Below are 26,383 nucleotides of genomic sequence, written 5' to 3' on the forward strand. Positions count from 1 at the left end.
GTTCATTAATCAGGCAGCCTAAACCGATTTTTACTTACGGATTGAATACTCCGGGCTGGGGAGCCCTGATTCTTACCAAGGCTGTAAAGGCATCGGAGTTTAGACTCATAAATTCTTCTATCGAAGTTTCTTTTCCGCTTTCATATACATCGATATGAAAATTCCCGAAAACATCAAAATAAGGAAAAAAGGCTGCAATATGGTGATACTGACGCAAAGGAGGATTTCCTTTTTCCCGGCTTACGGCTCCAAGATAAAAATGGCCGGGCTCACTTATTGCAAGATAATAAAGAAGAGCTTGTAAATAGGGAGTTTGATAGCCGGCAGTTTTCTCGTATCCTTTAAACGAAGCAAAATCCTGCTTCATATTTTTTTGTCTTATGGGAGGCACAAGGGCAAAGGGTTCTATCATAACGTCAACACCTGAGACTATCGGTTTTATTGTGCGCTTTACGTTTAAGCTTAAAGCTGCGGCCGCCAGATTGCGTATCCATTCAAGCCCGAAATGCAAGTCTTTATCCTTATATGGTTTTGTAAAATAAGTATCGGGTACATCGGTTTTAGTTCTAAGACTCTTAATAAAAATACCCTGCCCTGCTATCGGCCTAATCATTCCGTCTACTATCCATTTTGCAAAACCTGAACAGTTTACTCCGCCTTTTACGTCTTTAAGTCTTTGATCCGGTCTAATGGCTTTAACAATATCGTCCTCAGTTTGAGCCCTTCCATCCGTTAAATGGACCGGTTTACCGAATTCGTCAAAACCGCCGTCTTCAATAAATACCAATGTTTTTAATCTGTCTCTGATGGTATCGGAAGCAGCTTCTACACCGTTATAAAAAATCGGAGGGTTAAATATATCCCATGGAAGCATTTCTTTTGTAATAGAGCGTAATTCTAAAAGAGAAAGATAATATAAATTTTCGAACGGAATACCAACTGATATATCTTTTCGTACATAGGCATTAAACAGGCAAATACTTATAAGAGAACGCCCCTTAACCTGAGCCGGTCTTATACTCAAATAAAGCTCAGGATTTTCACGAGGATAAATTTTAATACACTCAAGAGCTCCGGTTTCATAATTTCTATATAAAATCCATGTTCCCTGCGGAACCTTTTCGAGATTTGAAAACTCGGTATCTATAGGGCTTATAACTACGGCAAGGAGATTTTTTTCTTTTAGATATACGGGCCTTACTTTAAAAAGATTTCCGGCAGAATCCGCCTCAATTTGTAAATGATTGGTTGCAATTTCTTCAGGCTTTTCTAAAAGCCATGATCTTGCTATATCTCTTCTAATCAAGGCAGAGTCGGGTACTCTTTCAAGCGGAACAAGAGGAATAATACCGTTATCCCCTTGCGAATAAGAGTCTTCATAGGATATATCTATTTTTTCATCTCCGTAAACGGAACAAAGAACGAAAAACAAAAGAAAAACATATTTTTTAAGTTTTAAATTAAAGCTGCCCATATTCACAGTATCGGATAAATAGAGGATGAACTTAACAGGATATGTTTATCAATCCGCCTCTCTTGCAATTTGGCATACGAGTTCAATATCATTTGCAAAATAATCATCGTCCATATCGATAGTTGCAGCATAGGAATTATAAAACAAATGATGGCTGCGGCTGTCCCATGAAATTATATAACGCTTATCCGTTTCTATTTTGTTCGGTCTAAATATTTTACGAGCGAAAGTTTTTTTCATTGTGTCCATTTCAATCTTGGAAAAAAGATCTACTCCGTTTAACTTCATAGATATTCCTTCTTTTTTCATTTTTTCAATATAAAAACTTTTTACCGTAAAATGAATGATACTACAGTCTTGCAGCGGAGTGTCTTTTTTCATGTTTCCGTAGAATATAATTTCGGCAATCGCCATATTGTTTTTCGCCAAAACTCCTTTGGAATAAGGAACAATCTTCGTACTCTGCCAATGGTAACCTTTTGCGATAGAAATGTCCATTGAATCGGAATATTTTTCAAATTCATCCGAATAAGGAAAGTCTCTATGATCCGACATTGTCGCATGTCCCGTTTCCATATAGATGTCAAAGCCGTCATTCATAAGTTCTTTGACTATGGTTTGCCCCAATTTTATTTTTGTGTTATTTATGGTGAGTATGGGGGATTTTACAGGTAAGCCGATAATAAGATATGTCATCATGCAAAAGAGTAAGAACAATAAAGAGCCGAAAAGAGCAACCATTGCTTTACCTGTACGCTTTCTAGCATTAAACACAGCCATAATCGGAACAAGGAATATGGTTCTTATTAAAACAGCTGTTGCCGACGGAAATTTTGTACCCTTGTATATAATCTGTATTATAAAAAGAATTGCTATTACAAACATCAAACCGTACACAAAAATTTCCCCTATGCTCAATTTGCCGGCTTTTGTATTTTCATTCACAGGTTCATCAATTAATCTTTTTCCGTTGACAATTGTATTTTTATAATTGTGATACAGGTAGTAGGCGGCACAAGCAAATGAGATACCTAAAAATGCCAGCATTCCAATGTGTAAAAGTTTTCCCAAGAGGTTTCTCCTTTTTATTATATCGCTCATTTTAAAATTTAATCAGTATTACTAAAAATCCTTTCCGCCTGCTAATCACAGGCAGAAAGGATTTTTCAAAAACTATTTATACTCATCCTTTACATAAGAATCGGGCGAATCTTTTCTTTGCTCCATCAAAGCCTTAAACCAATCAGGAGCATTCGATAAATCGACCATATTGGGTAGCTTTTTTTGATAGATATTTAAAAAATCGGCACAATAAAGGAGCCATAGAACATTACCGCCCCAGTCGTTTATTTCAGCGGAAGAATAAGGGTAGTTTTTGCCGTAATTTAATATTTTATTAAGTCTAAGCCAAACCCATTGAGTGCTTTGTTTTTTCTTAAAATTTGTTTTTTCCCTATCTGTATATTTGAATAAATCTTCACTATCTTGATAAGACGGAAAAATTATATTGCACTCATTATCCTTATTATAAAAATAAATCTTATTTATTTTTTTCGAATCTGTTCTATAGCCTATTTTATATTTCGAATTAAGAAGTAAATCGGCCTTCTTATTTATAAAAGCCGAAGGTTTATCGGCATAATTTTCCGGAATATTTGAACCAACGGTTACAACAATCCATTTTCGCAAGATGCGCTCATCTTTTTCGTCAAATCCTTCGATACCAAAACTATGCTGTTTTAAATTTTCCAAGTTTTTTACCGTAAATTCCGTGGAGCCATCTTCAAAAGTCTTTAAAATTTCAAAACCCTCATCTCCTATGCCTTTTTTTATAACAATTTTTTTAATTGCCGGAATATTTATCCAGGAAAGACGGACCGACTTATCTCCGGGGTTTGCAGTAAATATAAATTTACCAAGCTCCAAGTCTAAATCGGTTTTACCGTAATTGGGAACGGTTTTGCGGTACTCCAATACTTCTTTAAACCAATCGGGGGCATTTGTCATATCGACCATTGAAGAAATCTTAGCCTCATACATATTGATAAAATCGGCAAGGTATAAAATATAAAGGACATTCCCCATTCCGTTGTTAGCATTAAAAGCACCAGAAGCAAACTGTTTTTCATTAGTATTTAAGACCTTATTCATCCTGTACCAAAACTTATTTCCAGAATTTGAATTTAACCCTTCAATTTCTTCTTTATCAAATCCAAAAACCTTTTCGGCTTCTTGGTAAGCAAAAGGAAGCATAAGCCTTTTACCGTCTTTTGTAAATTGGATTTTTTCCGATAGGCCTTCGGTTGTAAATCCGATTTTTTGATTCGGCTTAAGAGGCTTTTGCTCATTTTTTTCACTAAAATAAGGCTGTTTGCCTCCCTTTCCGCTTCCGACTGTCTCACATCCTGTAAACAAAGTACTTACAATAATTGTAAATACAACCAAATTAAAAAAATGTTTTTTCATTTAAAAACTCTCCTTTTAAATCGTTTAATTTTATGGGTTTTTATTAATTTTGTCAAGCAAAAATCTCTCTTATCAACTTTAGATTATACAAAACAATAATCTTATCGGCTGTTCCGCCTGTAGATATATTGTTTTTTTCGCACCATGCAGAAAATTCGGTAATAGCAGTTTCTTGAACCGGCCATTCTTCCTCTATGGAAAGGAGACTGTGAGCTTTTTTTTGTACTTCATGTAAAGTGTTTTCTCCTTTGCGTTTTATAATCGTAGTGTCGCAAGTTGTTTCAATCATCTTGACAATAATTTTTGCAAAGTTATCCCCCTCTAAAAAAGTTTTTTTATAAAGGGGGAGCCAAACTTGAAAGTGCTCTGCAAAGCCTGAGAGGGCCAAGCCCCTCACTCCCCCGCTACCTAAATTACTAAAGGCTTGTAAGGAGGCCGAGGAACAGGCTTTAAGTTCAAAATCTTTTTTTAAGGGAAAAGAAAAGGCTGCTATTTCCCTGCTTAAATCGGCAAATGTTTTTTTTCCTTTTATTATGCGAAAGGTGCAGGCGTTCAAAATAAGAAGTAAAAATAAAGCTCCCTTATAGGTGTTTACTCCTCCCGTTAAATCGAATAGGCATTCTTCTTGTTTTTTTCCGTATTCGCGCAAGGCTTCAAAGGAAACACAATCTTTTGCACTTAAATTTTTAATTGCATTCCCGATTAGGGGAATACATCCGAGCATGAGTAAAAAGTCCATATCCTTGTGGGAGCCTTGAGAATTAACCGTAACACAGCCGAAGCCTAATGGACGGCAAAGCTCTGCAAGTAGGGAGCTTTCGGTTAAATTACCCAAAAGCTCAAAAATATCCCCGTCGTTAGACAGGTCGTAAGACCAATCTTCATGAACTTTTTTTAAGATAAAATCCATTATTTCTTTTTGGGAATGAGCACGGCTCCTCGCACAGATCACGGCATCTTTTTCGCATAAAAAACATTTCCGCCTCTTATTATTTTGGGGGAAATCATTGCGCGAAAAAAGTTTTTCCGCAGTTAAAACATCGATATCGGCAAGACGACCTAAAGCTTCGGTATTTTCAATTTGTATGCTTAAAGATTTTACTTCCAATGGAGGGGCATTTACAATCAAAAAAAAGATTAAGCCTTCTTCATCCGTGTAAGAGTGAAAAATTTTGACGGGGTTCATCTTTTTTTTACATTCCAAAAAAATGCGGTATACAATCCAATTCGATTCGATTGAACCTTTTTTCTCACCCGGAATATTTGCCCTTATCACTACAAGGCTTGAAGACGGAAAACGGCTTAAAAGCTCTTTTTCAAAAACATCGGTCTTTTCTCTTTTTTCCAATAAGGACAGGCTCATCTTTTCCCCCATAAAAACTTTTTGCAGCAAATATCAATTTGCGAAAAAAGTTTTTTCAAGTAGTTTTGCTTTTGCAAAACTACATACAATAACGCGATGTTTTGTGCAAAGCACAAAACTCGAAGATAAACATGGAGGCTTGTATTTCAAGCCGTAATGTTTATCGAATCTCCCATAAAAACTTTTCAAAATAATCAGTCTTTTTCTTTTAAAGAACTTAGAAAATTATAAGTCGCTTCCGGTAAAAATGAGCGTACTTCTTCAAGACTATTATTTTGAAATGCACTTCTTACTCTAGTTGCAGAAATTATTTTGTTGTTATGAGTTTTTTTCCGTTCAATTATTTTTACCTCGCATTGGGGCGGGAGTTCTTTTAACAGGGTTTGATTATATATTTCCGTACTCGGATCCAAGGGCTCATCTCCCAAAAAGCGGGTTTTAATATTAAATATAGGTACAAAGTATTTTAAAAATATCCTTGCATCGAGCTGGGTTTGATTTTTGCTAATCAAAGTTTTTTCTTTTAAAAAATAAGACGGAAAGGTTGCAGAACTTATTAAAAACTGAGATGAGGGAAGCACTATTACATTTTTTAAGTCTTCAGTATTTTTTTTGATAAGCATAAAGCGGTCTTGAAAAGAAAAAAAACTTTTATCTGTTTCAACAGCAAAAACTAAAAGGCGTTTATCGGTTCCGCAGTATTCTAAAGCCTTTTCTATTAAGTACCTATGCCCAAGGGTAAATGGATTTGCATTCATAACTATTGCAGCGTTTTCGGTTTCCTTTATATCGCCGGGGCAAAGGGAAAGAAGCTCATTCTTTAAAACCTCTTCTACAGTTTTTTCTCCTCTATATAATAAGGCAGAGTCATCCGATGAGGCTAAGCTTATAAAACCTGCCCCCGTAAAAAATGAAACGCTTGATCTTTTTGTAAATATAAAAAAAGATTTATAACCCTCGCCGTAGGCTTCCTTTAAGAGGGCTGAAAGAATCTCATCGGTAAGGCCGATGCCCTTAAATTCATCCTTGACGGCAAAGCATTTTAAAATATTTTTTTCACGCCCTCCGCAGGCGGCCAAATTATCGGCCTCATCAAAGATGCCGTAAACACTTTCAAGAGAATCTTCAATAAGGCCGCTTTCTTTTAAAAGAGCCGAAAACTCTTCTTTCCGGCTCTTTATTTCTAAATTGATTTTTTGTAAATTAGTCATTTACCTTAGTTGAGGCTTTTTAAATACTCTTCACGGCCCAGCTTGTAAAGGTTATTCCCCTTAGAATCGATGATGCATGTTACAGGGAAGTCTTCAACATAGAGCTTACGGACAGCTTCAGCTCCCAAATCTTCATAGCAGATAACCTCAGCCGATTTAATTCGGCTTTTGATTAGGGCTGCAGCTCCTCCTATAGCGGCAAAATAACAGGCTCCATGCTCTATTATTTTTGCAACTACCTCATCGTTTCTTTTTCCCTTTCCGACCATGGCCATGAGCCCCTCATCTAAAAGCTGAGGGGTATAGGCGTCCATGCGGTAGCTGGTGGTGGGGCCTGCAGAACCTATGGGTTCTCCGGGCTTTGCAGGGCTGGGGCCCACATAGTACATGACGGAGCCTTTGACATCTATGGGGAGTTTTTCACCCTTTTCCAAAAGCTCGCATAGGCGTTTATGAGCTGCATCCCGCCCTGTATAAATATAGCCCGTTAATAAAACAATATCTCCGGCCTTAACATCTTTTAAATCTTCCCTCGTAAGGGGTGTTGTAAGTTTTTTCATTTCAGACATTTTCCTCATCCTCCCTTATAAAGTAACTTCCTTATGGCGTGTTGCATGACAGTTTATATTTACACAAATAGGAAGACCTGCAATATGTGTAGGATAGGTTTCAATTAGAACACGCAAAGCTGTAGTTTTTCCGCCGTAACCTTGGGGGCCGATTCCTAAGGCGTTTACTTTTTCAAGCATTTCTTTTTCTAAATCTGCATAGAAAGGATCAGGGTTATAACTATCCATCGGTCTCATCAAGGCTTTTTTGGCTATCAAGGTTACCTTATCTACAGTGCCTCCTATTCCGACACCCACTACTATGGGAGGACAGGGGTTGGGCCCTGCAAGTTCTACAGTTTCCAATATGAATTTTTTTACACCCTCAAGACCGTCGGATGGTTTAAGCATTGCAAGGCGGGACATGTTCTCGGAGCCGAAGCCCTTGCCTGCAAACATAATATGAAGCTTATCGCCGGGAACAATATTATAATGAATTACGGCAGGCGTATTATCCTTTGTGTTTACCCTGTTGTAAACCGGATCGGCAACAACGGATTTTCTTAAATAGCCTTCCATGTAGCCCTGCCTTACACCCTCATTGATAGCGTCTTCAATGTAGCCGCCTTCAATGTGTACATCTTGTCCGATCGTAACAAAGATTACGGCCATTCCCGTATCTTGGCACATGGGCGAATTCGTTCTTTTTGCAATATCGGCGTTTTCTATAATCTGATCGAGAGTATCACGGGCTAAGTTCCATTTTTCGGCTTCCCGCGACATCTTTAAACTTGTTAACACATCTTGCGGAAGATAATAGGCAGCTTCAATAGCCATCCTCTTAACTTCTTCCGTAATTTTTTTTGCTTCTACAATGTGCATACTCAAAAATACCCCCAAAAGTTATTTCTTGGGGGTAATTATAGAACATTAAAAGATTACTGTCAATTGATGCGGGATAGACTTACAGTTTAATTGTCTCCACCATATATCTGATGGAATTTCCTGTTTTATCGTATTGATGTTTTTCGATTACAAAGATGAGGCTTGTGTTTGTATTATCGATGATTACTTTTTTGATTGCATAATCGCGTACACCTGATCTGATCTTTCCTTTTTGACCTGTTGATTTTTTTATCTTATTGCCGTTGGGTTTGATTATTTCAACTTCAATATAAAAAGAAGCTTCTAAATTGGATTTTTTATCCTTGTAGAGCATTACCTTGTACTCATCATTGGTTTCAAAATCTTTAAAGATCAAGGTTGTTTCGTTTATTGTAGAATTTGTGGCCGAATAAATAGCCCTGCCTTCATTTTTATCGCTTATATTCCATTTTGAAAGAGAAAAATTAGCCCTGTCTAAGAGGTTTAAAAATATATTTTTACTTTCTTTGTCGGCTGTCTCTGAGGTCGGACTTGTTATAAAGCGGCCCGAAGGCAAAAACTTATTTTCTGCTACATCTACTCCATAAATTTCTGCATAGGCACGGTAGGTCTCATCTGTTAATCCGTATTGTCCGAAAGCAAATTTACTTCCGTCAGATGAAAAACCTAAATTAACAAAGGTAGCAATATCGCCTGCAAAAAGAAAAAAAGAACAAACAATAAAACAAAAAGAAATAAGAACTTTACGCATAATAACACCTCTCATCTATCATCAAATATCGGTTTTAAAAAAAATAACTAAAGCCTTTTTACAATTTCAATAACGCCGGCATCTAAAATTGCGATAAGGCCGGTTCTTTTTTTGTAAAATTGTACATGGTTTTAAGGGCTGCAAAGGGGCCTATTACCGAAATAAGCACAAATGTTAAAAAAAAGCACCCAAGAGTCCAAAGAAAAGAAGGGTTTAAAAAAGGCAGCTTCATTCCTGTAACAATTGCCCGGTTAAATAAAAAAACAATCAAACACGATAGAGCTGTACCTATAATCGCTCCCGACATGCTTATAATAAGAGACTCCAAAACTGCAAGCTCAAATAACTTTTTTTTGGTGCTTCCTATTATCCTTAACATTCCGAATTCTTCTTTGCGCTCATTAAAAATCGAAGAAAAAGAAACCGCCAAAACTATAAATGAAAGAAGCCATAGGATTGCAATAAGAATATAAACATAGATATTCAAGCTTGAAATACTTGAAGATATATTTGTCATCATTCTTTTTGATATTAAAGGATAGATTTCTTCTCCCTTAAATTCTTCCCTTATCTTTTTAGCAACAGCTTTTACATCGTATCTCGGGTTTATTTTTACCATAACACTTGAAATCAAATTTTCATCTTTCACAACAGGATGCTGCATAATTCTTTCATACTCTTTTGCAAGTTTTCTTGCATTTTCTATTGTCATAAAAATAGAATTATCGAATCCCATTCCGGTTTTGCTCAAGCGTCCTGCAATAACAAAGGGCTGATTAAAAAATTTTACTTGAGAATTATAATCTCCCGATATATTACTTCCAACCACAATTTGATTATCTAAAAGAGGAAGTTTTATTTGTTTTTTAAGCCAAGGTTTTACATTAAAATCGGAATCAAAATCAATACCGATAATTTGCAAAGGAAAAGAACAGCAGCCTGCAGAAAGGGTTGCAATAAAAAGTTGGGGAGATGCAAGTTCAACACCTTCAATTTTTTTAATGCGTTCCGCTACTTCCGCATCAAAATAAAAACTATTCGGCTCCCCTCTCAATAAGGCGCTTTCAATTTTTGAATCATAGCCTTGAGGCACAACAATAATATCTGCACCCAGACGGTTTGAAAGGGATGTCATTCCCCCTTTTAAACTTTTTACCAAAAAGCTGCCTGCAAATAAACTAAAGGCTAAAACAGCCGTAAGAATAATTAAGCTTGCAGTTCTAAAAGGCTTTCTCTTTATGTTTAATTTTGAAAGCTCAAATACTGTCAGTTTTCTTATCTGTAAATTTTCCATAAACCCCCATTGTAAAAAAATACTTAATTTTCTTTTGCATCCTTCAATGCAGTTTCAACAGCATCCTTAAACAGTTTATAAGAAATTGAGGCACCGGCGATTACATCAACCTCATCAATGTTTTGAGCTTCGACCAATTTTTTACCGTATTCTGCTGAGCGTAAAACAGAGGCTTGAGCAATCTTATAAAGGCCGAGGTTTTTTATAACACCGTCCGTTTTCCCGTAATCGGGACCTTTCAGCTTGCCGTCTTTTTCATAAGACAAAAATATACATTCGGCAATCTTATTATTTTCGATTTTTATTTCGACCTCGGCCGTTCCGCCCCAATCATCTTTGATACTCGAAACAGCTTTATAAACACCGTCTTTATATTTTAAGGTGTTCGTTGTTTCCGGTTTTGAACAAGAAAAAATACAAGTAACACAAAGTGCAGCCAAAATAATTTTATAATTTTTCATACATTCTCTCCTCGCGCAGGTCTTACCCTGCTCATTTTTTCGATTCTTGCTATCTTACCATGCTCAAGAACAACCATCCGTTCAGCCTGATCTGCAACTTCAGGATCATGAGTTACAACTATGATTGTACTTCCGGCATTGTGAAGCTTTTCAAAAATTTCCATTACAAGTTTTTCGTTTTTTTCGTCAAGGTTTCCTGTGGGCTCATCGGCAAGCAGGAGCTTGGGATGATTTATCAGGGCACGGGCAATACAGACGCGCTGCTGCTCTCCGCCCGATAATTGATTGGGAAGGTGCTTAGCTCTTTCTTTTAAGCCCACACTTTCAAGGGCTTCAAGGGCTTCCTTTTCATCGGGGAGGCTGTGATAGTATTGGGCCATCATAACATTTTCAAGAGCTGTAAGATAGTTTACAAGATGAAATTGCTGAAAGACCAAGCCTATCATGTCCCTTCTGACTATGGTCAACTCTTTAGAAGAAAGTTTTGAAATGTCCTGTCCGGCCAAATCAATCTTTCCTAAAGAAGGCTTATCCATACAGCCGATTATATTCATCAAAGTGGTTTTACCTGAACCCGAAGGCCCCATTATAGAAAGCCACTCCCCTTCTTCAACCGTTAAATTTATTTTATCGAGGGCTTTAAGATCTCCGTATATTTTAGAAATTTCGGTTAAGGTTAAAATATTCATAAATTAATTCTCCTTAAAAATTTAAGATTATTCTCCGCGCAAAACAAGAGCCGGATCCACATCCACAGTTGCCCTTACGGGAAAGAGGGAAGAAACAATGGTGATGACTATGGAAGAAATAACGGTAAAGGGAGCCAGTCTTAAAGGAAAGGAAACCTCTCTTGCAAAGACGCTTATACTTACATTATTTGCAAATAAGTAGCCGAGCCCAACTCCCAAAATACCGCCCATAAGACCGAGCATAACAGCTTCTCCCAAAAAATCTATAACAACACTTTTATTGGAAGCGCCTAAGGCTTTTTTTAAACCGATTTCTTTTCGCCGTTCAACTACCACTGCCATCATGGTTGTAGTTACACATATCATAGTCAAAAATAAAACAATGATTGTAACAATCCAAACAAGGGCTTGTAGTTTACTTAAAACCGTATCCTGCGATTCGGTAACACGCTTAACAAGACGGGGGGTAATACCTTCAGCATTTTTTAAAACTTTTTCGGCAATCAAATTAAGATATTCCCTGTTTCCGTCAATACTGCATTCAATTACATCGAAGACATCGTTATAGCCTATAATATTTTTTATATCTTCAAGACTCATAAAGATAAACTCTTCTTCAACGCCTCCGGTAGTAACGATGCCTGAAACCTTGAACTCGTTTACGGTTACATCGCCGTCAGGCTTAGGAGTGTTTACAATAAAATTATCTCCTACGGATAAACCTATAGCCTTGCTTATTTCATGGCCGATTAAAACTTCTTTTTTTTCGTTAGGCCATTGTCCGCGTACAAGCCAATAGGGACTATTGTTCTTTGCATTTATAAGATTGGTTGCGGCTATCATATAGGGCTGCTCGTTTACCTTTGCAGGTTTATAGATATAAGGAGCAAAGCCTACAAGTTTTTCCGATTCTATTTCTTTTTTTATTTTATCGATTTGCTCTTTGCTTATTTTTGTATCGCTTTCGGAAGGAAGAAATATCATATTCGCTCCGTATGAGCGGAACACAGTTCCCATCTGCCGCGGAATGTCGTAATAAATAGTCAATAAGCCCGATAAAACGGTTGAGCCGATTGCAATAGCCAGCAAGGCTACCAGCATTCTTGAGCGGCGCCGTACTAAAGAACTTATTATCATTTTAAAATACATCTTATTTTTAGTCATATCTTAAAAACTCCTTAAACCTTAAACGCGGACTCTTATTTTCCGTGTAAAACTTCTGTGGGGTTTAGTTTTAATAAATATTTTACCGACGGAAGACTTCCCAAAAGGGTAATCAAAAAAATAATAAGCACCACAATAGGAATGACCATTGGAGCCGGAGGAATTGCAGAACCGAAAACGCTTCGGCCTATTATCTGTGTTAAGCCCAAACCTATAAAATATCCGGCAGAGCCTCCGATAATTCCTATCACCATAACCTCGGTTAAAACCGAAACGGTAACTGCAATATTGCTTGCCCCGATAGCTTTTTTTAAACCGATTTCGGCCCTTCTATCCATAACACTTGCCGTTACCAAGTTTGAAATACCTAGGGCCGAAGCTATCAAACTTAAAATCGTAATTAAAAGCATGAGCATGGTTGTTTTATTTAAAATAGCCCCTTCCGATTCGGCCACCTGTCTTATCGGCTTTGCAACCGCATCGGTTATAACTTCCTGAATCTGATAACAAATGCTGCTTACATAGGCGGTACAATACCATATTTCCATTTCCTTTATCGTTAGACTTAAAGGGCTTCTTGCAGCCTTTCTTGCCAAATCATTGTCGGGAGTTGTCAAGGCACTTACCTCGATGCTTTCACAAACATTTGTCTTTCCTAAAAATTCTTGTGCCGTATGCAAGGTAGTAAAAATTACCTCATCTTCATTGCTTCCCGAATTAAAGATTGCAGAGACCTTTAAGGTTTTAGAGGCTGCGGCGCTTGTCAGTTTTATCTCATCCCCTACCCTAATATTGTTTCTTCCGGCAAAAAGACTTCCTACCATACAGGAAGAATTATCATCATCCGAAACCCAATTTCCGTTTACCTCCCACCAGGTACGCATTCTTCTTATTCCGGTTATAACCTCCTGCCCGGTATGCAAGTCTATCGTAAAATCGAACCATGTACCAGACAAGCGGACAGGCTTATCCGCCCCCTCATAGTCAACTTGCACATTTAAAAAAGGCGCATAATCGACAATATTGTACGCCCAAAATATGGTTTTAATCTTATACAATTCATCTTCTTTTAAAAATTTTTTTGTATTTCCGGATTCTTCCCCGTAAATATCATCTAAAAGAGAAGATTCCTTATGAGCAACATTAATATTGGCTCCATAGGTTTTAAGTTCTTGGTTTACCTTATCTCCTACACCCAGCATTGTGTTAAGCATAGAAGTTGAAAGGCTTGCTCCTAAGGCAATCGTAAAAGCTATCATTACCATTTTTCCTTTTTGCCTAAAAAGGGAGCCGGCTATCATTCTCCAAAACATAACATCTCCTATAAAAACTTTTTGCAGGAAGCCTGAGCTTCCGAAAAAAGTTTTTTCAAGTAGTTTTGCTCTTGCAAAACTACATATAATAACACGATGTTTTGTGCTTTGCACAAAACTCGAAGATAAACAGTGAGGCGGAATTCCTGCCGAGCCGTTTATCATATCTCCTATCTTATTTAAAACGATGAGCCTCAGACTCAAGGTCGGATATTTTTATTTTGATATTCCCGGCATGCACAATATAAGGAATCGGAACAGGATTACATCCTCCGGGAAAACCTATGGTAGCCTTATTCATAACTACATCGCAAAGTTTGCATATTACTTCATTATTCCTTTCAAAATAACCGCTGGGGCCGCAGATATCGCAGGCATCAAGACCTACCCCATACGCACCTTCACTTTTTTTTATGGCAATAAAGCGCATACTGATTCCTTCTTCCGTTATATATTCATAGCGGTGAAGTTTATCGTCCTCCAGCTGTTCTAAAGAAATAACAGCCATACCGTCTTCGATTGTATAATTTTCAGGCGGAGATAAGGGAACTTCCCTATCCACATAAAAACGTAAAACGGATAAAGAAAAAATCGAAATCAATAAAAGGCTTAAAGAAAATCGAGCCCATCTTTTTGCATTCCGTTTTTTTGCTTTTATCTTTCTTAATTCGGCATTATTATTATATGCTTCGGTAATTTTAATATTTTTTTTCCATAAAAGAATCGGAGCAAACATTATAAACACAATAACTGCAAATATAAAAAAGTTTCCGTTATTTACCACTGTTGCAATAAACCAAAAAATAAAATCATTCCGCGGAATTATCCTTAAAGAATACAGGCGTTGTATAATCACGACAATTTGAGTTATTCCGAAAATACAAAGAGAGGCTGTTACGGTAACTTTTAATTCGATATCGGATAGTTTTATCAAGGTTTTATAAATCGAAAGACTTGCAAGAATAATAAAAACTATTCCAAGTAAGTAGCCTATAAGTCTGTATAGAACAAGGGTGCTTACGGCACTTTCACCGTAATTAACCAAGGTTGTCGAAAGAGTTATTATAACGGGAAGATAATAAAATATTGTTGAGGCCGTATATAAAAAAACGGCTGTACTAAAAATATTTTCATACACGAACGAAGTTTTTGCTTTGAACAATAAAAGAACAATTAAAATTAAAAAGAAGATACTGACGGGAATCATCGACCAAAATGCAAAATTGGTTCTGTTTATGTAATTAGGAATCGATCTCAATATTGCAGAAACAATACTGCCGATAAATCCTGTAAGTATACCGAATAGAATAATATATCTTTTTTTTTCGGGTCTTTGGGTTCTAAAAGAAGCAAAAACTACTGCAAGGACTAAGGCAAAGCCAATGCCGGCTTCAATAACCCTTATATAAAATTTTAAAATGATGCACCTCCAAAAACGCCAAAAGTAACCACCGAAGCTAAAGCCGCGGCGGTTACCGATTATGAAGAGTATTTAGTATTAAACTATACTACTTTTCGAACAGGTTTACCACTGAGGTCCTGTCCATTCAAAATCTTTCCATTCAACAACGATGGGTTCCGTCCAGAAGCGTCCGGTAACACCTGTTTCTTTATCGACATGGATAAGATAATCATTTCCCGGTGCTTTAATTTCAAATTTGATATTGTACTTACCTAAGCCTTCTTCAAATTTTACGTTAGCACCATAGTGAGGTCCGTCACTGGCGTTCATCGGCATAAATGCAACTTCCTGTACCTTTGAAGAACCTACTTTTTGGATGTAAGCCTTAACATGGAGGTAAGGAACAAAGTCGCCTTTTCCGTACCCCAATGCAGCGCCTTTGTCATTAGCTGCAATATCGGCTTCCATGTGGCAGTCAGCTTCATTCTTAGATAAGCTGTTACCGGCAGGTTCCATATCTACAGGCTGAAAATAAACACCTGCAACCGTTAATATTCCTGCATCCTGCTCATCGCCGATGGGGAACTCGTCAAATCCTGCAGCACCTTCTGCTTCGGGTGTAGGAGCTGCCATTTTGTCTGCGGCAGGAGCAGCTGTCATGCCCTGATCTGCCGGTTTCTTTTCGCATGATGTAATTACAAAAGCAATTGCAAGCAATGCAAAAATACAAGATAAAGTTTTTTTCATTTAAAACTCTCCTTTATATTTAATTTTTTTGGCCCAAATTAATTATTCTTTGCCTTCTTCTTTCTTTTTTAATTCGGCAAGAATCTTTTTATTTTTTTTGACATATAAGCTCGAAAAAACGATAATCGTAATTAAAACAATTATTTGAGGTATCAAACTTTCATAGGTTGCATATATGCCTAAAAAATCCAACTCAAAGTTTTGCATCCACGGGATTATGGTTTTACCTACAACTCCGGCAGCCTGCAATTCCGAAACTCCTTTTCCGGTAAACGAAAAGCAAAGTATGTACATCAAAATACTTGTTACCGTAAAAAAGGGCTTCAAAGGCAGCTTTACGCTTAAAAATCTAAAAGCAAGGAAGACAGCAATTAAAATTACTGCCGATAATACAACGGCTAAAATCATCGCTCTTTGGCCGCTTGCACCTTGAACGGGAACTCCTTGGAAGAACAAAATAAGCTCAGCTCCTTCCCTTGCAACAGCAATAAAGGCAGCAAAGATCAAAACCCATTTATTGCCGGTAGATACGGAAGATTCAACCTTCTTTTGAATGTATCTTTCCCAAGCTTCCGTTTCGGACTTTGAAATCATCCAGTTGCTTACGTAAAATAAAACTATTACGGCAACAAACATACCGATGCCTTCAAAAATTTCTTGAGCTATACCGCTTTGCGCTCCTGCCAATAGCCCGAATAAAAAGGCAAGCACAATGCTTATCAATATACCTGCAAGAGCTCCTATATAAACGGAAGAGATATACTTCTTTTTTCCGGTTTTTACAAGATAGGCAATAATAGCCGCTATAACCAAAATCGCTTCCAAGCCTTCACGCAGCACAAGCACAAAACATGAAATAAAGGTCGCAACAGCGGCAGATTTTCCGCTTCCGCCCTTGTTATTTGAAGTGCCGTCCAACTCTGCTGCATCATGATAGAGCATTGCAATAAGAGCATCCTTATGAGCTTTTATCATTTCACTGTCAGTATCGTTTTTTACATTTTTTCTGTATTCATAGAAAGCATTTTCGACAGCCGTTTTACGCGCTCCGGAAAGATAACTCATCGTTATTTTTTCCATTCCCTTAGATTCGTAATATCTAAAATATGCGGCATTTACCTCATCATAGGCTTCCTTTGCTTTTCCCTGTGTATATAATTCGTAAGCATTGTTTAGATGGATTTCCATTTTTTCGACTATTTTTGTCCAAGAGCTTAAATCTTCTTTTTCTTTTGCAAAAAGAGAAAAAAGGCAAAGAGAAAAAATCAAGAGGAATGAAATCTTTTTATAACTTTTATTTAACATATTAACTCCAATTTTGTAACCATAATTAACAAAATCTATCTAAAGTATATCAAGTCAAAAAAACAATGTCAAGTCTGACTTACATGTTTTTGTTATTTTTTTTTAATTTACATACCCCGGTTACAAGAAAATCACCGTCCTCCGCTCAATTCTCCGGCTTCCATCCTATAAATGGTACAATCTTCATTTAATATTCCGGAATCATGGGTTACAATTAAAACGGCGGTACCCAATTTATTTACCTCCCTGAGAAGGTTCATAACCGTCTCAGATGTTTCCCTGTCAAGATTTGCCGTAGGCTCGTCGGCGATAAGCAATTTAGGAGAATTCATAAGAGCCCTTGCAATTAACATTCTTTTCATTTCTCCTCCGGATAAATTTTGGGGCATCTCATCTTTTAAATGAGCAATATCCATCAAGTCCAAGAGGCTTAAAGCCCTTCCTTCACTGTCACCGTCACGATTAAACAAAAAAAAGGGAACGCGTACATTGTCAAAAACCGAAAGATTAGGTAGATAGCCTAAAAATTGAGGAACAAAACCTATCGACTCATTACGGTAAAAGCTCTTCTCGGCATCGCTCATCGAAGCAAGATTCTTACCTTCAAACAAAACCTGTCCCTCAGAAGGGTTTAAAATACCGGATACCAAGTTCAAAAAAGTGGTTTTACCCGAACCGGAACGGCCGACAATAAATACAAAATCCGAAGCATCAATCGTAAAATCGACATTTTTTACGGCAAAAAAAGGAGTCTTACCTCTGGTGAAGGCTTTTGAAAGAGATTTTGTTTTTAAAAGCATAAGTTTCCTTTATTATATTAGTTTACTCGATTAGTTTATTCGCATTTTTCTTTGCGTGAAAGAAAAACATAAACTGCACTTACTGCCATTAAAGCAATAGCCAATAAAATAACTACAGGCTTTGTATACATATTACAAGTCATGTGAGAGTGTGCACAAGTGCCTATAACAAGGGTTTGAAGTAAAATAAGGCAGCCTCCGATTCCGATATTATAAACGGATATTCCGAAACGGGATTTTTTACAGATAAAAAAAGCAAACCCTGATAAGGCAATCAAGCCGCCCAAAAGTCTTACGGCTTCTCCCATCCAATGGCATTTCATAAAACCGCCTCCGTCCTTTGGAGGGCATACATGGGCAAAGCCGAATGGAGCGAATAAAACCAATAAACCGATTATAATAATGAGAGCACTAAATATATATCTTTTCATTTTTTTTCTCCTGATATAGAAAATTTAAAATATTATCTTAAATTATAATAAACACATCAAAAAAAATGTCAACAGAATATTACATAAATTTTACTTTTTTTATAATTTAACTCTTGTTTTTATATATACCCTCATATCAGGGCAACCGCACCAGAATGTTTATGAAGCGGTTACCTTCTTTACTGTGCGAAATTTTTAACAAAATTTCGCACATTTTTCAAAAAAAGGGCAAACGCATCATGAGGGTAAATAAAATAGCAAAAAAATAGGCTGGGAATACCCCTCTTGCAGCCGCATAGCGGCGAAAGGCGGGTTGAACAGCCTATGTTTTTTGCGAAGATAAAACTATGATGCGTTTGCCCTGACCCTCATATTGACCTCAGCAATTTTTTTTTATATAATACGCCATTATGGATATTTTCGATATTATAGGCCCCGTTATGATAGGACCTTCCAGTTCACACACAGCAGGAGCCGTCAGAATAGGATATTTAGCAAGGGTTCTTCTTGCAGAACCTGCGGTAAAAGCAAGGGTTTTCCTGCACGGTTCTTTTGCCTACACCTATAAGGGACACGGTACAGACAGGGCAATTGCAGCAGGCATTATGGGGATGAAGCCTGAAAATGAGCGTATCAGAAACAGCCTCACCCTTGCAAAAGAGCAAGGCTTGGACATTTCTTTTGAATCTATAGATATTCCGAATGCACATCCCAATACCGCCCTGATTGAAGTTACGGGTATTGACGGAAAAGAACTTTCCGTTCAAGGTTCGTCTATAGGGGGCGGGAATATTGTAATTACAAAAATAAACGGAAAACCTGTAGAACTAAGCGGTAAAAGTCCTACACTGGTAGTAGAATATCAGGACATTCCGGGAAGAATAGCTGCAATAACAAGCGTAACCGCAAAATACAAGATAAACATATCTCAAATTCATATCGGACGGGATTACCGAGGCGGAACTGCCACAATGTGCCTTCAGATGGACGGTTTAAGCGTCGGTCCCGAATTAAAGGAAGATATTTTACAAATAGATCACATCAATAATGTAATTTTAATTCAACCGGTATAATTTTAAAAGGATAGACAATGAACGCAAAAACAATAGAGTATAAAAAAATAGAAGACCTGATACAGCAGGCAGCCGAAAAATCTTTAAGAATTTCGGATATTATTTTGGAAGATCAGTGCACGGTTCTTGAAGAAACTAAAGAACACTGCTTTGAAAGAATGCAAGAGCATTTGAATGTAATGCTTGAAGCTATCGAAAAAGGAACAAACCCCGATATCCGCTCGACAAGCGGTCTTACGGGAGGCGATGCCTATAAAATATATGAAAGAGCAGAAAACGGCAAGGCCCTCTGCGGCCCCCTCCTTGCAAACGGCATAAGAATGGCTATGGCTGTTTCGGAATTAAACGCCTCAATGGGAAAAATAGTCGCAGCCCCAACAGCAGGCTCCTGCGGTATTCTTCCGGGTGCAATTGGGGCAGTCCTCAAAACAAAGGATGTAAAAAAAGAAGACGCCGTTATGTCTCTTTTTACGGCCGGAGCTATCGGCATGGTTATAGCCAATACGGCTTCTATTTCGGGAGCTGAGGGCGGTTGTCAAGCAGAATGCGGCTCGGCTTCTGCAATGGCAGCAGGGGCTATCGTAGAGATGTGCGGCGGAACTCCTGAAATGGTAGGGCATGCAACGGCCATTGCAATTAAATGTATCCTAGGCCTCGTATGCGACCCCGTAGCAGGCTTGGTTGAAGTGCCTTGTGTAAAACGGAATGCCTCAGGCGTAAGCCTTGCTTTTACGGCAGCAGAACTTGCCCTAGCCGGAATAAAAAGCGCCATCCCCGTAGACGAGGTTATAATAGCCATGAAAAAAGTCGGAGACTCCATGCCCTCTTCTTTAAGGGAAACAGCTGAAGGCGGCCTCGCCTGTACAGCCACAGGCAAAAAACTTCAAAAAGAAATATTCGGAAAAAAACTGTAAAAGGATATCTTTAATTTTTTTTTAAGAGTAAAGGTTATTTTTCAACCTTTTCAACAATATAAGTGAGCCCCTCTCTTCTTAAAACCCTCACAACTTCTCCTTGGGGAATTTCTCCGGAAAGAGATCGGGCGCTCCATGTTGTACCCTTATATTTTATTCTGCCTTCTTTATTATGAAAAACAGTTTCTACAACATCTGCAAGTTCTTCAATATATTTATCGCTTTTTTTATCCGGATAAAAAACGGTTCCCTTAAAAATCGGGGTAAATTTTTTACGTAAAAAAACTAAAGAAAGAACGGAACATATTATGAATATTATGATTTGAAGCCATAGAGCTTCGTTAATAAAAGGAATCAGTGTAAGTGCAGAAGTAAAAACAGCACCAAATCCAAAAAATATAATAACAAGACCGGGAATTATAAGCTCCAAGCCAATACACAGAACTCCGGCTAAAAGCCAGATTGACCACCACGCCATAACTACCTCCATAAAAACTTTCCGGAAAAAAGCATAAGCACGAGAAATCCCGTGCTTAGCTTATAAAGACAATCAGTCTTTAATATTGTATCGTTTCTTAAAGCGATCAATTCTTCCTGCAGTGTCAACAAGTTTTTGCTTTCCTGTGAAAAAAGGATGACACTGTGAGCAGATTTCAACCTTGATATCTTTTACTGTGGAACGTGTATTTATTACGTTACCGCAAGCACAAGTAATGGTTGTTTCTTCATATTTCGGATGAATATCTTTTCTCATACAAACCTCCCAAGGTAGTGTTATAATATACAATATTTAGTCTTTTTGTGCAAGACCGGCATTCATTGATTTTAAGAAGGCCTCATTATTCTTACTCTTATTCATTTTATCTATTAAGAATTCGATAATATCGGCATCATCCATTGAGCTGATGAATTTGCGCAATATCCACATAAGCTGCATTTCCGCTTCCGTTAGTAAGAGTTCTTCTTTTCGAGTTCCGGAGCGTTTTATATTGATAGCAGGGAATAAGCGGCGATCTGAAAGTTTTCTGTCTAAGTTTACTTCCATGTTGCCCGTTCCCTTAAATTCTTCAAATATAACCTCGTCCATCTTGCTTCCCGTTTCAATAAGAGCTGTAGCAATGATGGTCAAGCTTCCGCCCTCTTCTATATTTCTTGCAGCACCGAAAAAGCGTTTGGGCTTATGAAGAGAGTTTGAATCCACACCTCCGGATAATACCTTGCCTGAGGTAGGCATTGTCTGGTTATAGGCTCGCGCCAAACGGGTGATTGAGTCTAAAAGAATAACGACATCCCTTTTGTGTTCAACAAGGCGTTTAGCCTTTTCAAGAACCATTTCCGCAACTTGAACGTGGCGGGTTGCCTGTTCATCGAAGGTAGAAGAAATAACCTCTGCATTTACAGTCCGCTCCATGTCGGTAACCTCTTCAGGCCTCTCATCTATTAAAAGAACTATGAGATAAACTTCAGGATGATTTGCCGTGATTGCATTAGCTATCTTTTGAAGCATTATAGTTTTTCCTGTACGAGGAGGAGCTACAATCAAGCCTCGCTGCCCCTTTCCTATCGGGCAAAAAAGATTCATGATGCGGGTAGAAATTTCTTGAGTTGTAGTTTCAAGATTTAGTTTTTCCCTCGGATAAAGAGGAGTCAGGTTATCAAAGGGAATGCGACGCTGAGACTTTGCAGGCTCATCAAAGTTAACCGTCTCAACTCTTAAAAGGGCAAAATACCTTTCCCCTTCTTTTGGAGAGCGGATTTGACCGTAAACCGTATCTCCCGTTTTAAGATTAAAAAGCCTTATCTGGCTGGGAGAAACATAAACGTCATCGGTTCCGGTTAAGTAGCTGTTTTGCGGAGAACGCAAAAAACCGTATCCGTCAGGAAGTGTTTCTAAAGAACCTGAGGCGAAAATAGTACCGCCCTGATTGGTATGATTTTTAAGGATATGATAAATCACATCCTGTTTTTTCATTAACGAAAGCTCATCTTCGGGTACACCGTATTTTATGGCCATATCCCTCAAATCGTGCATACGCATCTTTGTGAGATCGTTTATAATAATTTTAAATGAAGGATCAGATACGGGCGGGATTTCTTCTTTTTCTTCTTGAACATCTTTTGGTACGCGCTTTTTTGCAGTCAGGCTTGTTTTTTTTGCAGGTTTGACTTCAGCTTCATCCTGAGAACTTTCTGCTTTTTTGCGTCCCCGTGAACGGATTACAACCTTTTTTTCAAATGTCTCATCAATAGAATCTCTGGTCTGTTCGATCGTTGCCTGTTCTACATCAGAGTGAATTTCATTTGTCCGGGTTTCTGCCTGCATCTCATCTGAGCTGACAACCCCGGTATCAAACAAGGTTTCCTCGGAAGCTTGCGGCAAAGTTTTTCTTTTTCTTATTGTCATCGGATTTTTCTCCTACGCTTTGTAACTTAACATACATTCTAAAATTCAGTATCCGGTTTGGGGAACCGAAAAAGATATGCAAAAATGATTAATTGTTACTTATCGAATAGATTTTTAGTTTAACAAATTTATGTTGTTTTGTCAAGTAAAAGCTTTTTTAGCTTTAAGATTACTAAAAAAATACCCTCGATCAAATCGAGGGTATCCATCTCCTAGGGGAATTGAACCCCTGTTGTCGGGATGAAAACCCGATGTCCTAACCACTAGACGAAGGAGACAAGGTCAAAGCTCGTTGCAGATGCAATGCGCTGACGAGAATGAAATATATCATATTTTTATAATTATGTCAAGTAAAAATTTAAAAATTATTTTTATTTATCGGTATTTCCCGCTAAATCGGGACGTAAAACTTCAGCTCCTCCAATGTAAACATGAAAGGGTCTTATCCGCGAATAAAAATAAATTAAAATTCTTATGGTTTTAGGCAAAGAGCCTTTTACACAAGGTTCTGCAGAACAAAATAAAGGTACCGATTCGGCAAAACCTTTTTTTCTTAAAGCTGCGGCAGGATTTAATGATTTAATATCATCGGTAACGGTAAATTGTATTGAAACTATATCTTTTTCAAAAAGAAAATTTTTCTTTAAAATAATTTCGTAAAGGTTCTTGACTGCTTCAGATATACTCTCTTCGGTATCTTCACAACAAACAGCCCCCCTTACGGCTTTTAATCGTTTAAAAATACTCATGGTTTAATTTCTATAATTTTGAAGATTTTTTTCAGAATAAAAAAATAAAATTGCACTGCACAAAAAGTGCAGTGCAAACTAAGCTTATTTTTTTGAAGTATTCTTTAAAGAAGTTTTGGCTTGAGCCTTCTTTACTTGGGCCTTTGCGCCGGTTTTTTTAGCAGGACTTTTAGCTTTTGAAGCTTCAACTTCAGCCTGAGCTGCAGCAAGTCTTGCTATAGGAACCCGTAAGGGTGAGGCTGAAACATAATCCATTCCTGCCTTACAGAAAAACTTAACCGAATTTAAGTCTCCTCCGTGTTCGCCGCATACACCTATTTCCAAATTCTTTTTAACTTCCCTTCCCTTTTGAATGGCAGAAGCTACCAAGAGACCTACACCTTCTTGATCCAAGGATTGGAAAGGATCAGCCTTAAATACTCCGGCCTTATTTTCGTCGACATATTCAGGTAAGAATTTTCCGGCATCATCACGGCTTATACCTATGGTCATCTGTGTAAGGTCGTTTGTACCGAAAGAGAAAAATTCTGCATGTTCTGCTATTCTGTCGGCATGTAAAGCGGCTCTGGGAGTTTCAATCATAGTACCGACCATATACTTAAGCTTTTTATCCTTGGCTTTTTTCTCAATAATATCGTCTGCTACTGCCCGAATCCTCTTCTCCAAAATCTTAAATTCTTTTGCATCGATTGTAAGAGGAATCATTATTTCGGGTAGAACTGCAATTCCCTTCTTTTGAACGGTGCAGGCGGCATTGATAATGGCCGTAACCTGCATCTCAAGAATTTCAGGATAGGTAATGCTCAAACGGCAGCCCCTGTGTCCCAACATCGGGTTTGCTTCGGTAAGCTGGTCTACGCGGTTTTTAACGCTTGCAAAACTTATATTAAGCTTTTCGGCTAACTTTTGCTGACCTTCTTTGTCATGAGGAACAAATTCATGTAAGGGCGGGTCAATCAAGCGGATTGTTACGGGATAGCCGTTCATAGCCTTAAAGATACCTTCAAAGTCTTTTGTCTGATAAGGAAGAAGTTTTTTTAGAGCCTTTTCTCTTGCTTCCTTATTTTCGGCAATAATCATCTCACGGATTGCCTGTATCCTGCTCTCATCGCTAAAGAACATGTGCTCGGTTCGGCAAAGGCCTATACCTTGGGCACCGTGACCGATAGCAATCTTTGCATCTTCAGGAGTATCGGCATTTGTTCTTACCTTTATTTTGCGGATTTGATCAACCCATTCCATGATTTTTTTATAGGCTGCAGGAGGCTTGGGAGTAATCAAGGGTAACTCGCCCTTGTAAACAGCTCCCTTTGAACCGTCCAAGGTAATATAATCACCTTCTTTTAAGACGATTCCTTTAGATGTAACTTGTTTTTTCTCATAATCAATTCTTAACTGCTCACAGCCTACTATACAGCATTTTCCCCAGCCGCGTGCAACTACAGCTGCATGGCTTGTTTTTCCGCCTGTTGCGGTTAAAATACCCTCGGCAGCATGCATACCGCCTACATCTTCGGGGCTTGTTTCATGGCGGACTAAAACGGCTTTTTTCCCGTCCTTTGCAGCAGCTTCAGCAGCCTCTGCCGAAAGGCAAATTATACCGCATGCAGCTCCCGGAACAGCAGGAATACCGTCAACAAGGTGGGCAGCTTTTAAATCGGAAGTCTTAGAATAATCCAAAGCCTTGTAAAAAACACCTTCAATATCCGAAGCCTTGATACGGGTAACGGCTTCTTCCTTGGTTATAAGTTTTTCTTCAACCATATCTACAGCCATTTGGAAGGCGGCTGCAGGAAGCCTCTTACCGGTTCGGCATTGGAGCATGTATAGTTCTCCTTCCTCAACGGTGAATTCCATATCCTGCATATCTTTATAATGTTTTTCGAGAATTTTGCGGGCATTGCAAAGTTTTTTATAAGCAGCCGGATCTTTTTTAGCAAACACATCAAGCTTAATGGGAGTTCTTATTCCTGCAACAACGTCCTCTCCTTGAGCATTAAAAAGATACTCACCGTAAAAGTCGTTTTTACCGGAATTCGGGTCGCGCGTAAAGCAAACACCGGTTCCCGAATTATCTCCTTTGTTTCCGAATACCATCTGCATAACGTTTACAGCAGTTCCTCTGATTCCTACAATGTTTTCAACCCTTCGGTAAGTAACGGCCTTATCGGACATCCAAGAACCGAATACGGCTCCGATAGCGCCCCAGAGCTGCTTTATAGGCTCTTGAGGGAAGGGAGCTTTTATCTCTTTTTCGTAGAGTTTTTTAGATCTATCGATAACTTCCTGCAATTCGGGCTCATTTACATCGGTATCGGAAACCTTTGCTGATTGAGCAAGACCAAGACGTTTTTTTGTTCTTTTTTCTTTTACATCATCAAGTATTTTATCGAATTTTTCCCGTTCAATATTCATCGCTGTAGAACCGTACATCAAAATAAATCTTCGATAAGCATCCAGAGCAAACCTCAAATTCCCCGTCTTTTCGGCCAAGCCTTGAACCGATTGATCATTGAGACCCAAATTTAAAATCGTCTCCATCATTCCGGGCATCGAAACGGGGGCACCTGACCTAACCGAAACTAAAAGAGGATCTTTTTTGTCCCCCAGTTTTTTTCCGGTAATTTTTTCCAGCTTTGAAAGATAAGATTCGACTTGAGCTTTTAGTTCGACAGGATACTTTCTGTTATTTTTATAATACTCTTCGCAAACCTCGGTTGTAATAGTAAACCCCGCAGGAACAGGAAGCCCTATAGCCGTCATTTCGGCCAAACCGGCACCCTTGCCTCCCAGTACATCCTTCATTGTACCATTACCTTCAGCGCTACCTCTGCCAAAAAAATACACGTATTTTGACTTTGCCATTGCATTGTCCTCCTTGAACATTGAACAATTATTACAATATACTTGTACATTGTATCTTGTATAATATCAATTGT

The 26,383-nt window shown here is 38.1% G+C and carries 25 protein-coding genes and 1 tRNA gene; 2 read left to right on the forward strand and 24 right to left on the reverse strand.

Annotated elements, in window-relative coordinates:
* Positions 1–34: 34 nt before the first annotated feature.
* From E4O01_RS05795 to E4O01_RS05880, 18 genes are all read right to left on the reverse strand, one after another.
* On the reverse strand, positions 35–1,480 hold the full coding sequence (locus tag E4O01_RS05795) for a hypothetical protein (protein ID WP_371819617.1): 1,446 nt from the start codon (positions 1,478–1,480) through the stop codon (positions 35–37).
* Positions 1,481–1,522: 42 nt separating this feature from the next.
* The gene (locus E4O01_RS05800) at positions 1,523–2,545 is read right to left on the reverse strand and encodes a hypothetical protein (RefSeq protein ID WP_253694835.1); all 1,023 of its coding nucleotides are present in this window, start codon (positions 2,543–2,545) and stop codon (positions 1,523–1,525) included.
* Between the two features lie 102 nt (positions 2,546–2,647).
* Complete coding sequence (locus E4O01_RS05805; protein ID WP_253694836.1) at positions 2,648–3,940, reverse strand: hypothetical protein; 1,293 nt, start codon at positions 3,938–3,940, stop codon at positions 2,648–2,650.
* Positions 3,941–3,992: 52 nt separating this feature from the next.
* Entirely contained in the window at positions 3,993–5,303 is a 1,311-nt protein-coding gene (citX, locus tag E4O01_RS05810) for a citrate lyase holo-[acyl-carrier protein] synthase (protein WP_253694837.1), read from the reverse strand.
* Positions 5,304–5,497: 194 nt separating this feature from the next.
* Entirely contained in the window at positions 5,498–6,514 is a 1,017-nt protein-coding gene (locus E4O01_RS05815; protein WP_253694838.1) for an adenylyltransferase/cytidyltransferase family protein, read from the reverse strand.
* 5 nt (positions 6,515–6,519) lie between these two features.
* On the reverse strand, positions 6,520–7,083 hold the full coding sequence (locus tag E4O01_RS05820; protein WP_253694839.1) for a Fe-S-containing hydro-lyase: 564 nt from the start codon (positions 7,081–7,083) through the stop codon (positions 6,520–6,522).
* A gap of 15 nt (positions 7,084–7,098) precedes the next feature.
* Positions 7,099–7,944, reverse strand: coding sequence for a fumarate hydratase (locus tag E4O01_RS05825; protein ID WP_253694840.1), 846 nt, complete (start codon positions 7,942–7,944; stop codon positions 7,099–7,101).
* 82 nt (positions 7,945–8,026) lie between these two features.
* On the reverse strand, positions 8,027–8,698 hold the full coding sequence (locus E4O01_RS05830; protein ID WP_253694841.1) for a DUF2259 domain-containing protein: 672 nt from the start codon (positions 8,696–8,698) through the stop codon (positions 8,027–8,029).
* An 82-nt stretch (positions 8,699–8,780) separates the two neighbouring features.
* Positions 8,781–9,992 (reverse strand): ABC transporter permease, encoded by a 1,212-nt coding sequence (locus E4O01_RS05835; protein ID WP_253694842.1) that lies wholly within the window; start codon positions 9,990–9,992, stop codon positions 8,781–8,783.
* Positions 9,993–10,015: 23 nt separating this feature from the next.
* Positions 10,016–10,453 carry an FMN-binding protein gene (locus E4O01_RS05840; RefSeq protein ID WP_253694843.1) on the reverse strand — a complete coding sequence of 146 codons (438 nt, stop codon included), beginning with the start codon at positions 10,451–10,453 and terminating at the stop codon, positions 10,016–10,018.
* The gene (locus tag E4O01_RS05845; RefSeq protein ID WP_253687894.1) at positions 10,450–11,142 is read right to left on the reverse strand and encodes an ABC transporter ATP-binding protein; all 693 of its coding nucleotides are present in this window, start codon (positions 11,140–11,142) and stop codon (positions 10,450–10,452) included. Before E4O01_RS05845 ends, E4O01_RS05840 begins: the two co-directional genes overlap by 4 nt.
* 27 nt (positions 11,143–11,169) lie before the next feature.
* Entirely contained in the window at positions 11,170–12,306 is a 1,137-nt protein-coding gene (locus E4O01_RS05850; RefSeq protein WP_253694844.1) for an ABC transporter permease, read from the reverse strand.
* Positions 12,307–12,341: 35 nt separating this feature from the next.
* Positions 12,342–13,619, reverse strand: a complete 1,278-nt coding sequence (locus E4O01_RS05855) for an ABC transporter permease (RefSeq protein WP_253695183.1) — start codon at positions 13,617–13,619, stop codon at positions 12,342–12,344.
* A gap of 175 nt (positions 13,620–13,794) precedes the next feature.
* A complete protein-coding gene (locus E4O01_RS05860; protein WP_253694845.1) occupies positions 13,795–14,826 on the reverse strand; it encodes a Fe-S-containing protein in 1,032 nt (343 codons plus the stop codon).
* 318 nt (positions 14,827–15,144) lie between these two features.
* Positions 15,145–15,768 carry an iron transporter gene (locus E4O01_RS05865; RefSeq protein ID WP_253694846.1) on the reverse strand — a complete coding sequence of 208 codons (624 nt, stop codon included), beginning with the start codon at positions 15,766–15,768 and terminating at the stop codon, positions 15,145–15,147.
* 42 nt (positions 15,769–15,810) lie between these two features.
* Positions 15,811–17,073, reverse strand: a complete 1,263-nt coding sequence (locus E4O01_RS05870) for an FTR1 family iron permease (RefSeq protein ID WP_253694847.1) — start codon at positions 17,071–17,073, stop codon at positions 15,811–15,813.
* Between the two features lie 131 nt (positions 17,074–17,204).
* A complete protein-coding gene (locus E4O01_RS05875) occupies positions 17,205–17,873 on the reverse strand; it encodes an ABC transporter ATP-binding protein (protein WP_253694848.1) in 669 nt (222 codons plus the stop codon).
* Positions 17,874–17,908: 35 nt separating this feature from the next.
* Positions 17,909–18,304 carry a DUF4418 family protein gene (locus E4O01_RS05880; protein ID WP_253694849.1) on the reverse strand — a complete coding sequence of 132 codons (396 nt, stop codon included), beginning with the start codon at positions 18,302–18,304 and terminating at the stop codon, positions 17,909–17,911.
* Positions 18,305–18,714: 410 nt separating this feature from the next.
* Here E4O01_RS05880 and sdaAB point away from each other — a divergent pair, with 410 nt between their 5' ends.
* Positions 18,715–19,377, forward strand: coding sequence for an L-serine ammonia-lyase, iron-sulfur-dependent subunit beta (gene sdaAB, locus E4O01_RS05885; protein ID WP_253694850.1), 663 nt, complete (start codon positions 18,715–18,717; stop codon positions 19,375–19,377).
* Between the two features lie 17 nt (positions 19,378–19,394).
* Entirely contained in the window at positions 19,395–20,291 is an 897-nt protein-coding gene (sdaAA, locus tag E4O01_RS05890; RefSeq protein WP_253694851.1) for an L-serine ammonia-lyase, iron-sulfur-dependent, subunit alpha, read from the forward strand.
* Between the two features lie 34 nt (positions 20,292–20,325).
* Here the strand turns inward: sdaAA and E4O01_RS05895 are convergent, their stop codons facing one another.
* From E4O01_RS05895 to ppdK, 6 genes are all read right to left on the reverse strand, one after another.
* On the reverse strand, positions 20,326–20,769 hold the full coding sequence (locus E4O01_RS05895; protein WP_253694852.1) for an NfeD family protein: 444 nt from the start codon (positions 20,767–20,769) through the stop codon (positions 20,326–20,328).
* A 72-nt stretch (positions 20,770–20,841) separates the two neighbouring features.
* Positions 20,842–21,045: a 50S ribosomal protein L31 gene (gene rpmE, locus E4O01_RS05900; RefSeq protein ID WP_253678984.1), complete on the reverse strand. Its 204-nt coding sequence runs from the start codon at positions 21,043–21,045 to the stop codon at positions 20,842–20,844.
* Between the two features lie 36 nt (positions 21,046–21,081).
* Positions 21,082–22,614, reverse strand: a complete 1,533-nt coding sequence (gene rho, locus E4O01_RS05905; protein WP_371819638.1) for a transcription termination factor Rho — start codon at positions 22,612–22,614, stop codon at positions 21,082–21,084.
* A gap of 287 nt (positions 22,615–22,901) precedes the next feature.
* A tRNA-Glu gene (locus E4O01_RS05910) sits at positions 22,902–22,973 on the reverse strand.
* A 93-nt stretch (positions 22,974–23,066) separates the two neighbouring features.
* Positions 23,067–23,444 (reverse strand): chorismate mutase, encoded by a 378-nt coding sequence (gene aroH, locus E4O01_RS05915; protein WP_253694854.1) that lies wholly within the window; start codon positions 23,442–23,444, stop codon positions 23,067–23,069.
* Between the two features lie 84 nt (positions 23,445–23,528).
* Positions 23,529–26,309 (reverse strand): pyruvate, phosphate dikinase, encoded by a 2,781-nt coding sequence (ppdK, locus tag E4O01_RS05920; protein ID WP_253694855.1) that lies wholly within the window; start codon positions 26,307–26,309, stop codon positions 23,529–23,531.
* Positions 26,310–26,383 lie beyond the last annotated feature (74 nt).

Origin of the sequence: Treponema sp. OMZ 790 (assembly GCF_024181285.1) — a bacterium.
Taxonomy (GTDB): domain Bacteria; phylum Spirochaetota; class Spirochaetia; order Treponematales; family Treponemataceae; genus Treponema_B.

What these genes read in the sequence shown, in the direction of transcription:
- E4O01_RS05805 (WP_253694836.1), bottom strand. Translation starts at nt 3,940, where the DNA reads ATGAAAAAACATTTTTTTAATTTGGTTGTATTTACAATTATTGTAAGT.
- citX (WP_253694837.1), bottom strand. Translation starts at nt 5,303, where the DNA reads ATGAGCCTGTCCTTATTGGAAAAAAGAGAAAAGACCGATGTTTTTGAA.
- E4O01_RS05815 (WP_253694838.1), bottom strand. Translation starts at nt 6,514, where the DNA reads ATGACTAATTTACAAAAAATCAATTTAGAAATAAAGAGCCGGAAAGAA.
- E4O01_RS05820 (WP_253694839.1), bottom strand. Translation starts at nt 7,083, where the DNA reads ATGTCTGAAATGAAAAAACTTACAACACCCCTTACGAGGGAAGATTTA.
- E4O01_RS05825 (WP_253694840.1), bottom strand. Translation starts at nt 7,944, where the DNA reads ATGCACATTGTAGAAGCAAAAAAAATTACGGAAGAAGTTAAGAGGATG.
- E4O01_RS05830 (WP_253694841.1), bottom strand. Translation starts at nt 8,698, where the DNA reads ATGCGTAAAGTTCTTATTTCTTTTTGTTTTATTGTTTGTTCTTTTTTT.
- E4O01_RS05835 (WP_253694842.1), bottom strand. Translation starts at nt 9,992, where the DNA reads ATGGAAAATTTACAGATAAGAAAACTGACAGTATTTGAGCTTTCAAAA.
- E4O01_RS05840 (WP_253694843.1), bottom strand. Translation starts at nt 10,453, where the DNA reads ATGAAAAATTATAAAATTATTTTGGCTGCACTTTGTGTTACTTGTATT.
- E4O01_RS05845 (WP_253687894.1), bottom strand. Translation starts at nt 11,142, where the DNA reads ATGAATATTTTAACCTTAACCGAAATTTCTAAAATATACGGAGATCTT.
- E4O01_RS05850 (WP_253694844.1), bottom strand. Translation starts at nt 12,306, where the DNA reads ATGACTAAAAATAAGATGTATTTTAAAATGATAATAAGTTCTTTAGTA.
- E4O01_RS05855 (WP_253695183.1), bottom strand. Translation starts at nt 13,619, where the DNA reads ATGTTTTGGAGAATGATAGCCGGCTCCCTTTTTAGGCAAAAAGGAAAA.
- E4O01_RS05860 (WP_253694845.1), bottom strand. Translation starts at nt 14,826, where the DNA reads ATGATTCCCGTCAGTATCTTCTTTTTAATTTTAATTGTTCTTTTATTG.
- E4O01_RS05865 (WP_253694846.1), bottom strand. Translation starts at nt 15,768, where the DNA reads ATGAAAAAAACTTTATCTTGTATTTTTGCATTGCTTGCAATTGCTTTT.
- E4O01_RS05870 (WP_253694847.1), bottom strand. Translation starts at nt 17,073, where the DNA reads ATGTTAAATAAAAGTTATAAAAAGATTTCATTCCTCTTGATTTTTTCT.
- E4O01_RS05875 (WP_253694848.1), bottom strand. Translation starts at nt 17,873, where the DNA reads ATGCTTTTAAAAACAAAATCTCTTTCAAAAGCCTTCACCAGAGGTAAG.
- E4O01_RS05880 (WP_253694849.1), bottom strand. Translation starts at nt 18,304, where the DNA reads ATGAAAAGATATATATTTAGTGCTCTCATTATTATAATCGGTTTATTG.
- sdaAB (WP_253694850.1), top strand. Translation starts at nt 18,715, where the DNA reads ATGGATATTTTCGATATTATAGGCCCCGTTATGATAGGACCTTCCAGT.
- sdaAA (WP_253694851.1), top strand. Translation starts at nt 19,395, where the DNA reads ATGAACGCAAAAACAATAGAGTATAAAAAAATAGAAGACCTGATACAG.
- E4O01_RS05895 (WP_253694852.1), bottom strand. Translation starts at nt 20,769, where the DNA reads ATGGCGTGGTGGTCAATCTGGCTTTTAGCCGGAGTTCTGTGTATTGGC.
- rpmE (WP_253678984.1), bottom strand. Translation starts at nt 21,045, where the DNA reads ATGAGAAAAGATATTCATCCGAAATATGAAGAAACAACCATTACTTGT.
- rho (WP_371819638.1), bottom strand. Translation starts at nt 22,614, where the DNA reads ATGCAGGCAGAAACCCGGACAAATGAAATTCACTCTGATGTAGAACAG.
- aroH (WP_253694854.1), bottom strand. Translation starts at nt 23,444, where the DNA reads ATGAGTATTTTTAAACGATTAAAAGCCGTAAGGGGGGCTGTTTGTTGT.
- ppdK (WP_253694855.1), bottom strand. Translation starts at nt 26,309, where the DNA reads ATGGCAAAGTCAAAATACGTGTATTTTTTTGGCAGAGGTAGCGCTGAA.